Origin of the sequence: Bradyrhizobium sp. OK095 (assembly GCF_900109945.1) — a bacterium.
Taxonomy (GTDB): domain Bacteria; phylum Pseudomonadota; class Alphaproteobacteria; order Rhizobiales; family Xanthobacteraceae; genus Bradyrhizobium.
In genome coordinates this window covers 50,842-64,724 of record NZ_FOBX01000014.1, presented here as the reverse complement: position 1 = coordinate 64,724, position 13,883 = coordinate 50,842, and the positions used below count along the sequence as shown (strand labels likewise).

At 65.2% G+C, this 13,883-nt stretch carries 14 protein-coding genes; 5 read left to right on the top strand and 9 right to left on the bottom strand.

Features of this window, described 5'->3' with window-relative positions; genetic code table 11:
* Window positions 1–7: 7 nt before the first annotated feature.
* The 9 genes from BMW89_RS30080 to BMW89_RS30040 all read right to left on the bottom strand — a co-directional run bounded on the left by BMW89_RS30080 (window position 8) and on the right by BMW89_RS30040 (window position 7,852).
* Complete coding sequence (locus BMW89_RS30080; protein ID WP_092032586.1) at window positions 8–958, bottom strand: AEC family transporter; 951 nt, start codon at window positions 956–958, stop codon at window positions 8–10.
* Window positions 955–1,836: a triphosphoribosyl-dephospho-CoA synthase MdcB gene (mdcB, locus tag BMW89_RS30075; RefSeq protein ID WP_092032582.1), complete on the bottom strand. Its 882-nt coding sequence runs from the start codon at window positions 1,834–1,836 to the stop codon at window positions 955–957. Before mdcB ends, BMW89_RS30080 begins: the two co-directional genes overlap by 4 nt.
* The gene (gene mdcG / locus BMW89_RS30070) at window positions 1,833–2,513 is read right to left on the bottom strand and encodes a malonate decarboxylase holo-[acyl-carrier-protein] synthase (protein ID WP_092032579.1); all 681 of its coding nucleotides are present in this window, start codon (window positions 2,511–2,513) and stop codon (window positions 1,833–1,835) included. Before mdcG ends, mdcB begins: the two co-directional genes overlap by 4 nt.
* A complete protein-coding gene (gene mdcE, locus BMW89_RS30065) occupies window positions 2,488–3,210 on the bottom strand; it encodes a biotin-independent malonate decarboxylase subunit gamma (protein ID WP_092032575.1) in 723 nt (240 codons plus the stop codon). The genes mdcG and mdcE overlap by 26 nt, the downstream gene beginning before the upstream one ends.
* Window positions 3,197–4,135 carry a biotin-independent malonate decarboxylase subunit beta gene (locus tag BMW89_RS30060; protein WP_092032571.1) on the bottom strand — a complete coding sequence of 313 codons (939 nt, stop codon included), beginning with the start codon at window positions 4,133–4,135 and terminating at the stop codon, window positions 3,197–3,199. Before BMW89_RS30060 ends, mdcE begins: the two co-directional genes overlap by 14 nt.
* The gene (mdcC, locus tag BMW89_RS30055) at window positions 4,132–4,449 is read right to left on the bottom strand and encodes a malonate decarboxylase acyl carrier protein (RefSeq protein WP_092032568.1); all 318 of its coding nucleotides are present in this window, start codon (window positions 4,447–4,449) and stop codon (window positions 4,132–4,134) included. The genes BMW89_RS30060 and mdcC overlap by 4 nt, the downstream gene beginning before the upstream one ends.
* Before the next feature lie 9 nt (window positions 4,450–4,458).
* Window positions 4,459–6,105, bottom strand: a complete 1,647-nt coding sequence (gene mdcA / locus BMW89_RS30050; protein ID WP_092032564.1) for a malonate decarboxylase subunit alpha — start codon at window positions 6,103–6,105, stop codon at window positions 4,459–4,461.
* A complete protein-coding gene (locus tag BMW89_RS30045; RefSeq protein WP_092032561.1) occupies window positions 6,102–6,968 on the bottom strand; it encodes an MBL fold metallo-hydrolase in 867 nt (288 codons plus the stop codon). The genes mdcA and BMW89_RS30045 overlap by 4 nt, the downstream gene beginning before the upstream one ends.
* Window positions 6,969–7,066: 98 nt before the next feature.
* The gene (locus tag BMW89_RS30040; RefSeq protein ID WP_092032558.1) at window positions 7,067–7,852 is read right to left on the bottom strand and encodes an alpha/beta hydrolase; all 786 of its coding nucleotides are present in this window, start codon (window positions 7,850–7,852) and stop codon (window positions 7,067–7,069) included.
* Window positions 7,853–8,171: 319 nt separating this feature from the next.
* On the opposite strand from BMW89_RS30040, the gene BMW89_RS30030 reads away from it, so the two are divergent.
* From BMW89_RS30030 to BMW89_RS30010, 5 genes are all read left to right on the top strand, one after another.
* Window positions 8,172–8,513, top strand: a complete 342-nt coding sequence (locus BMW89_RS30030) for a hypothetical protein (protein ID WP_092032556.1) — start codon at window positions 8,172–8,174, stop codon at window positions 8,511–8,513.
* 129 nt (window positions 8,514–8,642) lie between these two features.
* Window positions 8,643–9,134 carry a hypothetical protein gene (locus BMW89_RS38165; protein ID WP_177196422.1) on the top strand — a complete coding sequence of 164 codons (492 nt, stop codon included), beginning with the start codon at window positions 8,643–8,645 and terminating at the stop codon, window positions 9,132–9,134.
* A 20-nt stretch (window positions 9,135–9,154) separates the two neighbouring features.
* Window positions 9,155–10,327 (top strand): efflux RND transporter periplasmic adaptor subunit, encoded by a 1,173-nt coding sequence (locus BMW89_RS30020; RefSeq protein ID WP_092032549.1) that lies wholly within the window; start codon window positions 9,155–9,157, stop codon window positions 10,325–10,327.
* Window positions 10,324–13,467, top strand: a complete 3,144-nt coding sequence (locus BMW89_RS30015) for an efflux RND transporter permease subunit (protein ID WP_092032546.1) — start codon at window positions 10,324–10,326, stop codon at window positions 13,465–13,467. The genes BMW89_RS30020 and BMW89_RS30015 overlap by 4 nt, the downstream gene beginning before the upstream one ends.
* A complete protein-coding gene (locus BMW89_RS30010; RefSeq protein ID WP_092032541.1) occupies window positions 13,454–13,870 on the top strand; it encodes a thioesterase family protein in 417 nt (138 codons plus the stop codon). The genes BMW89_RS30015 and BMW89_RS30010 overlap by 14 nt, the downstream gene beginning before the upstream one ends.
* Window positions 13,871–13,883: the final 13 nt, after the last annotated feature.

The following is a 13,883-nucleotide window of genomic DNA, read 5'->3' as shown; positions in this document are numbered from 1 at the left end:
TCGCGGCCTAATGGGGAAAGAATATTGCGATCGCAATCGCCAAGGTGACGGCGCTGAATCCCGTGCTGGCGATGACCATGGACCCTGCCGTTGCGGAATCCAGCCGGTAGTTGACCGCGAACAAGATTCCGAAAAAGCCCGAGGGGACTGCGGCGAGCAGAATAGCCGTTTTCGCCGCATCCTGCGGGATCGGTATGACGCGAATGACCGCGACAGCCAACAGCGGGCGGACGATGTCCGAGGCCACCGTTGCAGCGGTGACCTTCCAATCCAGCCGAAACGATTGCGCCGACAGAATGGCCCCGGTGAGGAACAGGGCGACGCCGGCGGCCGACTTTCCGATCAGCGCGAGGCTCGCATGGGCCAGCGCGTCGAGGCTCACATCCGACAACGAGAACAGAATGCCAAGCGCGGGCGCGAGCACCACCGGCTTGGTGATCGCACGCCGGACCGCTGTCAGGACCTGCCGCGCCGCCATTTGCTCGCCGCGCGCCTCCGTGGCGCCCATTTCCGCGATAATCAGGGTCAGCGGACTGATGAGGATCGAGCCCGCCGCCAATGCAACGGCAACCGGGACGGTGCCGGCCGGCCCCACGACCGACGTCATGATCGGAAGACCCACGCCGGCGAGATTCGGAAAGCCAATCGTCAACGCCTGTAACGACGCCTCCGACCGGGAGACCTTGGAGAACCTGCGGGCGGCAAGATACCACGCGAGATAGAGCAGCAGCATCGTCACGCCGAGCACCAGGAAGAGCGGGACCTGGTCGATCATCTCACGGCGCGGCGCCGAGGCGGTCGCCGCGAACAGAGAGGCCGGCAGCGCAAAATCCATCACGAGTGCATTGAGAGCATCGACGTGGAGATTGTCGACGACATGAAACTTGCCGGCGGCGTATCCCAACAGCAGAACGAAGAAGACCGGCACCAGCGCCATCAATATTGCATTGGACGTCATGTGCTCAGCCTCTCATGAGCTTCGACGAAGAGCGTCATTGCAAGCAGGTCGGCCGATCCGCCCGGGCTGAGACGACGTGCAACGAAGCTTTCGTGGATCGATTGCGCCCGTGCACGCCAGCCGGGCGCGCAGACACCGCCTGAAGCGATGAAGCGACGCGCCGCGTCATGCGCAAAGCGAAGGCCGTCGAGCCCGCCCCGATGCAGGAGGTTGGTGTCTTCGACGGACGCGATCAGGGCAAAGCACGCCTCGACCCGGGCGGCTTGCATATTCTCCGGCAAGACAGGCACGGCTCTCCGCAAGGCCGGCAAGCCGATTCCGTAGACGCTGGGAAATCCCATCGCGGCCTCGATGCGCGCACCGCCCGCGCGAAAGCGGCGGCGGGCCACGCTGCCATGGCTGTGCAGCAGCACCGGACCATCGAGGATGCTGTCGCCCCACAGCCGCGCCACGACATCGCCGAGCGGAAGGGCGGGATCGACCAACCCGCCGGCCTTCGCGCCGGCCGCCGCGCACAGCAGTCCGAGTCCGAAGATCGCGCCACGGTGCGTGTTGATCCCCGCAGTCGCCGCGAACATGGCGCGCTCCGCCTCCAGGCCGATGATCCGCAGCCGCCCCATGCCGCAGCCAAGCGCGCCGGCATCGGCCAGACGTTGCAGATAGGGCCTGATAGCCGCAGCGCTGCGACGAAACGTGCCCGCGTCCATATCGTCGTGACTGCCATTGTCGACATGGCTCACGAGCCCCGGCTTCGGCCAGGTTTCGAGCTCCTCGACGAGGCAATCGGCGGCGACGGCGCCGATCGCAGAGACATCGGGCGTCATCCGCGCCGGGCGCAGAATCGGCCGTTCCACGCCTCTCGCAGCCGTAGTGATCATGATCCCATAGCTCCCGACATGAATTGATGCCTGCCGAGCAGGACGGCGCTCTCGATACGCTTGACCAGAAGCTCGCTCGCGCCGCCGTGGAATTCGCGCCAGTTCACCGCAGCGCCGTCGGCACCCATCAGCTCGCCATCAAGCCGCATCGGCGCATCGGTTTCGATCGCGGCGACATCGGCGACGAAACGATCGATGTCGGTCTCGCGGCGAAATTCGTAGAGGACATCGAGGTCGGAACTCGTGGTCACGTAGTCGAGCCCGGTCAGCGATTGCCAGGCCAAGCTGCCGAAGACGCGCGCCTCCACCCCATGGCGAAGCGCCAGGGCGTCGAGCCGGTCGAGCGCCTGCCACCAGTTGCGCGGCGCGTAAGCCCGCGCCTGGCGTAGCAATGGCGGCCTCGCGACCGAGGCGACGTGGTCGATATCAACCAGAAGGGAGATGCGCTTCTTGCCGGCCGAGGGCGGCAAGGGCAGGCCCAAAGCGAGGCCGCTTGCCTCGCCTGGCAATGCGCGCCGCCTGATCGTCGGCCATCCCATTCTAGGCCAGCGCGCGACAAGGGGCTCGCCTGCGAGATCACCGCGGGCATCCAGTATCTCGCGCCAGCCTGCCGGGCTGACGAAGACGAGGTCATGACGACCGGGGGAACGCTCAGCGCACTTGCAGGGCGAGGTCACGAACGCGCTCCGCGATCTCGGCGGCCTTCAGCCGGCCGCCACGTTCCTTGCCGAACGCATCCCGCCGATCCTGCGCGGTCGGCATGTCGGCCAGCAACGCCTCTAACTGGTCGGCGAGCGAAGCGGCATTGCTCCATGTCATGTGAACGGCGCCCATCTGAGCGAGATTGGACAGGCCCGGAGCGAACACCGGCGTCGACTTCGCCTTCTCCTGGAGCGCCTCCATCGACAGCTTGGTGACCTTCGCCATCGACGGCAAGTCCATCACCGCGGGATCGGCCCCGGGCAGTCCGATCAGCACGCGCGTCGCAAGGCCCGTCGCAAGCAGGGCGCCCGCCGCCGAGTGACCGTACAGCAGGCCGATGGTCGGGTGACCATTGATGTCTGCATGGATCAGCGCTTTCGCCAGGTGCGCGAGGAATTCATTCAACCCGAGCAGCTCGTCGCGCTTGCTCATGCGCTGGCTGTCGCTGTCGACGAGCACCAGGATCGCCCCGGAGTCCCGGCCGATCGAGTCCAGCAGATGGCCGGAAAGCCTGATCGCCTCGTCAACGCCCAGTGCAGTCCGATCCGCAATGCCAAGGACGAGCATCCGGCCGCCGGATCGCAGCGTCGCCGAACCGTGAATGACGCCCTTGTCGCACCTGACGTCATGTCCGTCGGGAAAGAGCGAGGCAATGATTTCATCGAGCATCACGGCTGGTCCTCCCGATCCGGTTGGCAAGTGCAATGAACTGGTCGGCCGGCATTTCGGGAACGGCTTGAGCGTCGGCGATGCCTTCCGCCGTCCAGATATCGACGGCATCCCCGCAAGCCCCGAAGCTGCGCAGCCGGCCGGCAAGCCGCTCCTGCTCGGCCTTCAACCTGTCGAGACCGAACGGTCCGACCAGGCCGAGCAGCTCGAGCGCGGCCTCGCGAAAATCCTGTACATCGTCGTCCGCGAAGACATCGGCGGCGCCGAGCAGGCGGCGATGCTTGCCGCCCATGGTCCGCCAGACCAGGGCCCGGTCGCGGGAGTCGAATTCCTCGACGCCGCGATTGGTCTCGATGACTTCGGGCCCTGACACCGCGATGCGCCCCGGTTCCGAGACGGCGAGCGCGGAGCAACAGCCCGCGATCAGGCCGCCGCCGCCATAGCATCCGGACCTGCCACCGATCAGACCGATGACCTTCACGCCGGCGGTGCGCGCTTCCATCACCGCGCGCATGATCTCAGCGATGGCAAGCTCGCCGGCATTGGCTTCCTGTAACCGGACGCCGCCGGTATCAAACAGGATCAGGACGGGTATCGAGCCGATCTCGCGCGCGGCGCGAAGCAGCCCCGTCAGCTTGGCGCCGTGCACCTCGCCGAAGGCGCCGCCCATGAAGCGGCCCTCCTGCGCAGCGACGAACACAGGTGAGCCGTCAAGGCGGCCGTGACCGACGACGATGCCGTCGTCGAACTGCTCGGGAAGATCGAATATCTTTAAGTGAGGACTGACCTCGCGCTGCTCCGGCCCGATGAACTCAATGAGGCTGCCGGCATCGAGCAGCAGCTCCAGCCGCGTCCGGGCCGATGCCTCGTAGAAGCTGGTGCTGCGGGCCCGTTCGGCCGGGGTGACGTCCTTGAGCGGCGCGGTCATTGGCCGTTCTCCGCGATCAATCGCACCGCCTGCGCCAGCCGAAGCGAGACCGTATCGGGGCGCGCGCCGCCGTCATTGATCGAGAATTTCAGTCCACCGGGTGAATAACGCTCGACGAAATCGCCGATCACGGCGCTCCAGACCTCGCCGAAGCCAACCGCCGCGGTCTTGATGTCGACCGCGCATTCCGCATCCGGCAGCACACGCTCCACCAGCACTTCCAGATTGCCCGAGGCGACGACGCCGACGATCGCACTCTGTCTGGCACCACTCGCCCGGGCGCGAATCGGATGTCGAAAGCGGAGATCTTCCATGGCGTGTCCTCACCAGTTCCTGAATTTCGACGGGGGTGCGTACAGGCCGCCCGACCAGCGCACGAGATCCTTGATCGAGCGCGCCGCCAGCAGGCTGCGATCGGCATCGAGCGGATTGATGCCGAGATCCTCCGGCCGGCGGATCACGCCGCGCTCGCGCAAGCGCGCGACCATGCCGCGGTCCCGCCGACGGCCGACATCGGTGTAGCCGGCAACGCCGCGGATGGCATGCTCGCGCTCCTGCGCGGTGCGGCACAGCAAGAGGTTCGCCACGCCCTCCTCGGTGACGATGTGCGTGACGTCGTCGCCATAGATCATGACCGGCGCCAGCTCGAGCTTCAGCCTCTCCGCGAGTTCGATCGCATCGAGCTTCTCGACGAATAGCGGCACGTTCTTGTCCCCGAAGGTCTCGCCGATCTGCACGACCAGCTTGCGGCCACGGCGTAGCGGCGCCGGACTGTCAGGATCAGCCTCCGCTCCGGCCTTCAGCCATGGCTCGCTCGGATGACGCCGCCCGCGGGCATCCGCCCCCATGTTCGGCGCGCCACCGAATCCTGCAATGCGCGAGGTGGTGACGGTCGACGAATTTCCCTGGAGATCGATCTGCAACGTGGAGCCGATGAACATGTCGCAGGCATAGAGCCCGGCGACCTGACAGAAGGCGCGGTTAGAGCGCAACGAGCCGTCGGGACCGGTGAAATAGACGTCGGATCTGGCGCGGATATAGTCGTCCATGCCGACCTCCGAGCCGAACGAATGGATCTGCCGCACCCAGCCGGACTCGATCGCGGGAATCAGCGCGGGATGCGGATTCAGCGCGAAGTGGGTCGCGATCCTGCCCTTGAGCCCCAGCCTCTCGCCGAAGGTCGGCAGCAGGAGCTCGATCGCGGCCGTGCTGAAGCCGATGCCGTGATTGAGCCGCTGCACGCCATAGGGCGCATAGATGCCCTTGATCGCGAGCATCGCGGTCAGGATTTGGCCTTCCGTGATCGCGGCAGGATCGCGCGTGAACAGCGGCTCGACGAAGAACGGCTTGTCGGCCTTGACGATGAAGTGGACACGGTCCGCCGGGATGTCGACCCGCGGAACGGTCTCGACGATCTCGTTGACCTGGGCGATCACGACGCCGTCCTTGAACGCCGTCGCCTCGACCACGGTCGGGGTGTCCTCGGTGTTCGGGCCGGTGTAGAGATTGCCCGCGCGATCGGCGCTGACGGCGGCGATCAGCGCGACGTGCGGCGTAAGGTCGATGAAATAGCGGGCGAACAGTTCGAGATAGGTGTGAACCGCGCCCAGCTCGATCTTGCCGCCGAACAGCATACGCGCAATGCGCGCCGATTGCGGCCCGGAATAGGCATAGTCGAGCCGCTTCGCGACGCCGCGGTCGAACAGGTCCAGATGTTCGGGAAGAACGACGCCCGACTGCACCATGTGCAGATCGTTGACCCTGGAGAGATCGACCGCCAGCAGCGCGCGGCTCAAGAGATCCGCCTGCTTCTGGTTGTCGCCTTCGAGGCAGACCCGGTCGCCCGGCCGGATCACGGCCTCCAGCAGCCGCGTGACGTCCTGTGCTTCGACGATCTTGCCGCGGGCGAGGCCTGCTCCCGCCGCGATGCGGGCATCACGTGCGGCGCGGTTGTTCTGCCAGCTCGTCATGACGTTGGCCCCTTTGCGGCGTTGGCGCCGCTCCAGAGCGATCCCGGGTTGGCACGGTCGGGATGGAGCGCGAGCATCGCCTCATAGAGCTCGCGCGGCGATGTCGTGGCTTGGTCGAGGCGGTTGAAATCGAGCAGATATTGCCTTGTGTCCGCGATGTTGCGCGGATCGTCGTCATTGTCCGGCTTCTTGTGCCCGGCCACCACGAAGCGCGGCTGCAACGCCGCGAGCCGTTCGAGCGCGGCGACCCATTCCAGTCGGCTCTGCGTGTTGGTTTCGGCGAGATAGGGATGAATGCCGTTGTAGACGGTGTCGCCGGCGACGATCAGGTCGAGCGATGGAACGTGAAGGGCGGTGGAACGTGCCGTATCGGTTCGTCCCATGTCGATGACGACGAGCTTGTGTCCCTCGAGCGTGAGCTCGCCTTCGAGCGGCTCCGCCGCGACCAGGCGCTCTGCGATCTCACCCGGAAAGCGCTTGCGCCAGAAGCCATCGAGCGATGCCGGCGCAAGCTGTGCCTTCATCTCGGCGACGACCTCGGGAACGGCAACAGCTTTGGCTCGCGGAAAGCGATCGAGCAACGGCGCGAGGCCAAAGAAGTGGTCTCCGTGCCCGTGCGTGACATAGATGGTGGTCAGATTTCGCTCGCGCGACACGACCCAGTCCAGCAGCATCTTCGACTGCCCGGCGGTGAGGAATGTGTCGACGAGGACCGCATCCCGTTCGCCGTAGATCAGCGTCGACGAATTCGCGACCCACATCAGCTCCGGATCGCCGGACGGCAAGTCGCGGCTCAGTCCGGCCCGCCTCACCGTCGTCACTTTCCAGCTCAGGGCGGTGCCGGTCGTCTCGATCACGTTCATGGACATTCTCCGGATGGGGCGGTCGGGCCGGCGGGAGTGCAGAGTCTCCCGCCGTCCTTCCTTCTGCCGGTCGTGCGTCAGGACCGGCAAAAACCTCGTCAGCGCGTAACCGGCTGCTGGATGCTGCGCGCGGCGCGGGCGATGATCGCCGCCACTTCCTTCGGATGCGACTCGTAGACCGAGTGGCTGGCGCCCGGGATCACGGTGGTCTGGCTCTTGGCACGCTCGTAGTACCAACGCTCCAGATCCGGATTGATGATCTGGTCGCTGCCGGCGACGATGCCCCAGCTCGGCTTGGTCTTCCACGCCGCCGCCGTCAGCGGCGTGCTGAACACCTGCGTCGCGGCCGGGACCTGCGAGCGCGCAACGAATTCGGCGCGCTCACGCGGCAAATCAGGTGCGAACAGCTTTGGGAATTGCACGGGATCGAGATAGGTGAACTTGTCGGGTGTCACCTTGATGACGCCTTCGGTCTTCCCGAGCACGCTCGGCGTCTTCTTGCCCAGCGCAGATTCGTCCTCGCCGACGTCGGGTGCGTGCGCGGCGACGTAGACGAGACCGACGACGTTCGGATGAACGCCGGCCTCGGTGATGATCGAGCCGCCGTAGCTGTGACCAACAAGGAGGGTCGGACCATCCTGGAGATCGAGAATGCGCTTCGCCGCAGTGACGTCGTCGGCGAACGACGTCTCGGGCTCCTGCACCATGGTGACGTGGAAGCCGTCCTTGATCAGGATCTCGTAGACCGGCTTCCAGCCGGAAGCATCCACCCAGGCGCCGTGCACCAGGACGATGTTCTTCGGGGGGTCTGCGCGCGCGGGGGCGGCGGTCGAGAGCAGCGAGAGAGCGGCGGCAAAGGCGAGGCCGGCGTTGAGGTGTTTCATGTCGGGATCACTCCGGGTTGGAATGACGCGACACTAGGTCCAGGGCCCGCCATGCGTATTTCCGCAAACAACTATCCTTGCGACTTCGCACGCCGGGACATTCGACCGGCGACGATCGCCACTCGCGCATCCGCTGGACGCGGCTTAGCTGAGAGACGCATCTCAAACCGAGGGCGCACATCATGCAACTGACATCGGTGACATGATCTCTCGCGAGCGTGAACGGCCGGCGTTCGGACACGAAAGACGATCGATACGCGCTCTGTCATTCACGACAACGTTGCTGACCTCACTCGAAATCCAAGCATAGGATCGAACAATGACATCCATCGCGAAGTGCCGGGTCGCCCTCTTGGTCCTGCTGTCCGCAACGATGCCGGCCCATGCCGGAACCTGCACGGATGACATCGCGCAAACCCAGGCCCAGCTCGATCTGGTCATCGAGAAGGACGCGGGCTCCCACGGCTGGAAGCCGGAGAGCCTCAGCGCGTTGCGCAGCCGTCAACCAACGCCGCGATCGCTTGCGGAAGCGGAAGGCGGTAACGGCGTCGATTTCACTGACGCGCTCGATTCACTCGATCGCGCGCGCACCGCCAATCGCACCGGCGACGTCGCTGCGTGCAGCCGGGAGATTGCACACGCGCGAACTGTCCTGAGATAGCGAAAGGCGACTTCGGGACCGTTGGCGAAGTGATGCGTCGTGCAGCCGGGGAGCAGGACGTGCGTTCTGGAAATACCTGCGCACGCGCACCTTTCTATTGTCGATCTCAGTCAGCCGGAGTCTCCTTCCATGCGAAAGCAGCATCTAGCAAACAACGGTGTGATGCTTGCGGCGGCCATCCTGTGGCTGGCCTCGGCTGCGGCCATCGCTCAAACAACTGTGCCGGGGATGCAGCCTCCCGCCGGCATGCTTGCGACGTCACCGCTTAACCCACAATCGACGCGACCTGTGGGCATTCCGTTGGGATCGACCGAGATCGCAACGCCGGGCATCTCTCCAATTAGTCCCGTGCAGAGCACGATGGGCTGCGCGGCATCAGCTAATTCCGCATCATCGGGAGCATTGTTCGACGGCGGCGGGCTCTCCGGCGACCCATCGACCAATTGCGCCGCCGGCACCGTAGCAGCCTCACCCCTGCCCTCGACATCGACGGTCGGCCGCGTCGGGATTCCGCTGGGAGCCACCGAGATCGGCGGCGCCGGAATCAGTCCGACCCTGCCGGTGCCCGGCCCCACCTCCACGATCGGCACGCCCCCGATCGACGGCTCCGGCAATCCCTGAGATCAAGAAGGACCATCGCCGTGAAACGGAACATCACCATTGCGCTCCTTGCGCTCGCCGCGATCCTGACCGGCTCAGGCCTCTGGTTCTTCGGCACCGACCGGAAGCCCGCGGTGGCAGCCGCACCCGTGCCCGCCGCCGTACCGGTGATCGCTATCACCATCACGGGCAAGGACGTTCCGATCTATCTGCGCGGCATCGGCACGGTGATCGCTTACAACACCGACGTCGTCCGCAGCCAGATTCAGGGACAGATCGTCAAGATCGCCTTCACCGAAGGACAGACCGTGAAGGCCGGCGACCTGCTCGCCCAGATCGATCCACGTCCTTACGAAGCACAGATCGAACAGCTGACGGCCAATCGCGACAGGGACCAGGCGCAACTTGCGAATGCCGAGGCCAATCTCTCCCGCTACAATCAACTCGGCGACAAGGGCTATGCAACTCCGCAACTGATCGAGACGCAGACGGCGCAAGTCGCGCAGCTCAAGGCCGCCGTGAAGGCGGACGAGGCGCAAATCGACGAGGCCAACGTCCAGCTCAGCTATACTCGCCTGACATCGGCCATTCCCGGCATCACCGGCGTTCGCCAGATCGATGTCGGCAACGTGATTCATCCGACCGACGCCAACGGTCTCGTCGTCGTCACCCAGATCGAGCCGATCTCTCTGCTGTTCACCCTGCCGCAGACGGACCTGCCCGTGATCCAGGAGCACGTCGCAAACGGCGCGCTGAAGGTCATCGCCTACAGCCAGGACAACAAGACGAAGCTCGACGAGGGCACGCTGCTGCTGGTCAACAACGAGATCGCGGGCACGACCGGCACCGTCCAGCTCAAGGCGGTGTTCCCGAACCATGAGCACCGGCTGTGGCCGGGCCAGCTGGTCAACGCGCGCCTGCTGATCGAGATTCAGAAGGGCGCGCTCACTGTCGCCGGCTCCGCCGTGCAGCAGGGGCCGAACGGCAGCTACGTCTATGTCGTGGCGAGCGACCAGACGGTCGCGTTGCGGCCGGTTCACGTCGCCCAGATCAGCGATGGCCAGGCTCTGATCGACAAGGGGCTGAAATCAGGCGACGTCGTCGTGACCGACGGCCAGTACCGGCTCACGGAAGGCAGCCGCGTTCACGAGCTGCACGGCAAGGCCGCGCGCGAAGCCGACCTGCAAAGCGCCGTGCAGGACGCGATCCCATGAACCTTTCCGCGCCTTTCATCCTGCGGCCGATCGCAACCGCCCTGCTGATGGCGGGCTTGCTGCTGTGCGGCCTCGCAGCCTATCCGCTGCTGCCGGTCGGCGCACTGCCGAACGTCAATTACCCGACCATCCAGATCTCGGCGCAGCTGCCCGGCGCCGACCCCGGCACGATCGCCTCGTCGCTCGCCACCCCGCTCGAGCAGCAGCTCAGCCAGATTCCCGGCGTCACCCAGCTCACCTCCTCCAGCGCGCTTGGCGTCGCCCAGCTCACGGTGCAATTCGAGCTGTCGCGCACGGTGGACAGCGCAGCAGTGGATGTGCTGGCTGCGATCAATGCCGCGAGCCCCTTCCTGCCGCCGAATATCCCCTACCCGCCGACGATCAGGAAGGTGAACCCGGCGGAGACGCCGATCATGCTGATCGCGCTGACGTCGGACTCGCTGCCGCTGACCACGGTCGATGCCTATGCGGAGAACATCCTGCTGCCGAAGATCTCGCAGGTCCCGGGCGTCGGCCTCGTCGGCATCGGAGGCCAGCAGAAGCCCGCGATCCGCGTTCGCGTCAATCCGCAGGCGCTTGCCGCCCGCGGCATCGGCCTCGAAGACGTTCGCAACGTGATCGCCGGCGCCAATGTCGACCTGCCCAAGGGTACCCTCAACAGCCCGCGCGTCACCTATACGCTGAACACCAACGATCAGCTGCTTAAGCCCTCCGCCTATGAAAACCTCATCATCGCCTATCGCAACGGCTCGCCGGTGCGGATGCGCGACATCGGCACGGCGGTCGACGGGCCCGAGAATGATCTGCTGGCCGGCTGGTTCGGCAAGGAGCCCGCCATTATCCTGGCAGTGCAGCGCGTTCCCGGCGCCAACGTCATCGAGACCGTGGACCGCATCAAGAAGCTGCTGCCACAACTGCAAGCCTCCGTTCCGCCGGCGATCAAGGTGACAATCGCCGCCGACCGCACTGCCACCATCCGCGCCGCGGTCTCCGACGTTCAATTCACACTGATGCTGACGGTCGCACTGGTGGTGATGGTCATATTCGTGTTCCTGCGGAATTTCTGGGCCACCGTCATCCCGGCGATCACGGTTCCGCTGTCGCTGGTCGGCACCTTCGGGGTGCTTTACGTGCTCGGCTACAGCCTGGACAACCTCTCGCTGATGGCGCTGTCGATCGCGGTGGGCTTCGTGGTCGACGATGCCGTCGTCGTCATCGAGAACATCGTGCGCCATCTCGAGCAGGGCATGACGCCGATGGAGGCCGCGCTCAAGGGTTCCAGCGAAATCGGCTTCACGATCGTCTCCATCACCCTGTCGCTGATCGCGGTGTTCATCCCGCTGTTCCTGATGGGGGGTTACGTCGGCAAGCTGTTCCAGGAATTCGCCGTCACGATCACCGCTTCGCTGCTGCTCTCGCTCATCATCTCGCTCACGCTGACACCGATGATGTGCGCGCGGCTCCTGAAGGACGACTCGCACAGGAAGCACGGCCGGCTCTATCTCGTCTTCGAACGCGGTTTCGATGGCCTGCTGGCGCTCTATGCGAGAGGCCTGCGTGTCGTGCTGCGCCATCGCTTCGTGACGCTGCTCGTGATGCTCTCGACCATCGCGCTGACCGGCTATCTCTATGTGATCATTCCCAAGGGTTTCTTCCCGCAGCAGGACACCGGGCAGATCGTCGGCATCACCGAAGCCGCGCAGGACATCTCCTTCCCCGCGATGTCCGAGCGCCAACAGGCGGTCGTCGACATCCTCTCGAAGGATCCGGCGGTGCAGTCGGTGGCGAGCTATATCGGTCCGGGCGGCCCGACCGCGACGCTCAACCAGGGACGCATCTTCATCGTCCTGAAGCCGAAGCCCGAGCGCAAGGCCAGCGCCGATCAGATCATCGAACGGCTGGGCCCCCCGCTCTCCCACATCCAGGGCATCAGACTTTACATGCAGTCCGCGCAGGACATCACCATCGGCGCACGCCTGTCGAAGACGCAATACCAGTACACGCTGACGGACGCCGATTCCAACGAGCTCACCAGCTGGTCGGAGATCTTCCTGGCAAAACTCCGCGCGCTCGACCTCATCACCGACGTCGCGAGCGACCAGGCCAATGCCGGCCCGAGGCTGAATGTCACAGTCAATCGCGAGGTCGCCTCGAGCTTCGGGATCCTGCCCACGACGATCGACAACACCCTCGACGACGCATTCGGCCAGCGCATCGTCTCCACGATGTTCACCTCGCTGAACCAGTACCATGTCGTGATGGAAGTCGATCCGCGTTTCCAGTATGGCCCCGAAGCGCTCAAGGACATCTACCTGAACTCAACCACCGGCCAGCAGGTCCCGCTCAGCACGCTCGTTCATAGCGTCATCGAACCCGCGCCGATCCTGATAAACCATCAGAGCCTGTTTCCCTCCGTCACGATCTCATTCAACCTGCGGCCCGGCGTCGCGTTGGGCGATGCCGTAGCGGCGATCCAGAACATCGAGAAGAGCACCGGCAAGCCCGCCTCGTTGTCGGCCTCGTTCCAGGGCAATGCGCAGGCGTTCCAGTCCTCCCTGTCAGGCACGCCATTGTTGATCGGGGCGGCGCTGATCGTGATCTACATCATCCTCGGCGTGCTCTATGAGAGCCTGATCCACCCGATCACGATCCTGTCGACGCTGCCGTCGGCCGGCATCGGCGCGCTGTTGCTGCTGCTGGCGGTTCACATGGATCTCAGCGTCATCGCCATCATCGGCATTATCCTGCTGATCGGCATCGTCAAGAAGAACGGCATCATGCTGGTCGATTTCGCTCTCGAGGTGGAGCGCCAGCACGGTCTCAGCCCGGAGGAGGCGATCTACCAGGCCTGCACGCTGCGCTTCCGCCCAATCCTGATGACGACCATGGCGGCGCTGCTCGGCGGCGTGCCGCTGATGATCGGCTCCGGCACCGGCGCGGAGCTGCGCCAGCCGCTCGGCTACACCATCGTCGGCGGCCTGATGCTGTCGCAGGTGCTGACGCTCTACACCACGCCCGTCGTCTATCTCTATCTCGATCGGCTCAGCAACTGGCTCACCGGTCGCAAGCCGCGGGCGACCACGACGCCCACGACATCCACGACCGAGGCAGATACGGGATTGAGCCATGAATCCGCTTGAGAAGGTCACCGCCGGCATGACAGCGGAGAAGCTGGTGACCGTCACGCCGGAGATGACGGTCCGCCATGTGGTGCCGGGAATGCCTGTAGTCTACGGCACCCCGATGATGATCCTGCATATGGAGATGGCCGCGGGATCGGCGGTTCAGCCGTTGCTGCCCGCGGGCCATGTCAGCGTCGGCATGATGGTCAATATCCGCCATCTGGCGGCAACCCCTGTCGGCCGCACGGTGCGCGCGATCGCGCGGGTCGTAGCAGTTGAGGCCAGGAGCGTGCTGTTCGAAGTCCAGGCCTGGGACGGCAACCGCAAGATCGGCGACGGCACCCACCGGCGCGGCGTTGTCGATGTCGCCGAATTCGAGCGGCGATTCGGCGTGACGACAGCCGCCGCAGAGATGGCCTAGGCGGCGGGCAACA

Bases quoted from the DNA above. Each gene is read 5' to 3' on its own strand.
- BMW89_RS30080 (WP_092032586.1), bottom strand. From the start codon at position 958: ATGACGTCCAATGCAATATTGATGGCGCTGGTGCCGGTCTTCTTCGTT.
- mdcB (WP_092032582.1), bottom strand. From the start codon at position 1,836: ATGATCACTACGGCTGCGAGAGGCGTGGAACGGCCGATTCTGCGCCCG.
- BMW89_RS30060 (WP_092032571.1), bottom strand. From the start codon at position 4,135: ATGACCGCGCCGCTCAAGGACGTCACCCCGGCCGAACGGGCCCGCAGC.
- mdcC (WP_092032568.1), bottom strand. From the start codon at position 4,449: ATGGAAGATCTCCGCTTTCGACATCCGATTCGCGCCCGGGCGAGTGGT.
- mdcA (WP_092032564.1), bottom strand. From the start codon at position 6,105: ATGACGAGCTGGCAGAACAACCGCGCCGCACGTGATGCCCGCATCGCG.
- BMW89_RS30045 (WP_092032561.1), bottom strand. From the start codon at position 6,968: ATGAACGTGATCGAGACGACCGGCACCGCCCTGAGCTGGAAAGTGACG.
- BMW89_RS30040 (WP_092032558.1), bottom strand. From the start codon at position 7,852: ATGAAACACCTCAACGCCGGCCTCGCCTTTGCCGCCGCTCTCTCGCTG.
- BMW89_RS30030 (WP_092032556.1), top strand. From the start codon at position 8,172: ATGACATCCATCGCGAAGTGCCGGGTCGCCCTCTTGGTCCTGCTGTCC.
- BMW89_RS38165 (WP_177196422.1), top strand. From the start codon at position 8,643: ATGCGAAAGCAGCATCTAGCAAACAACGGTGTGATGCTTGCGGCGGCC.
- BMW89_RS30015 (WP_092032546.1), top strand. From the start codon at position 10,324: ATGAACCTTTCCGCGCCTTTCATCCTGCGGCCGATCGCAACCGCCCTG.
- BMW89_RS30010 (WP_092032541.1), top strand. From the start codon at position 13,454: ATGAATCCGCTTGAGAAGGTCACCGCCGGCATGACAGCGGAGAAGCTG.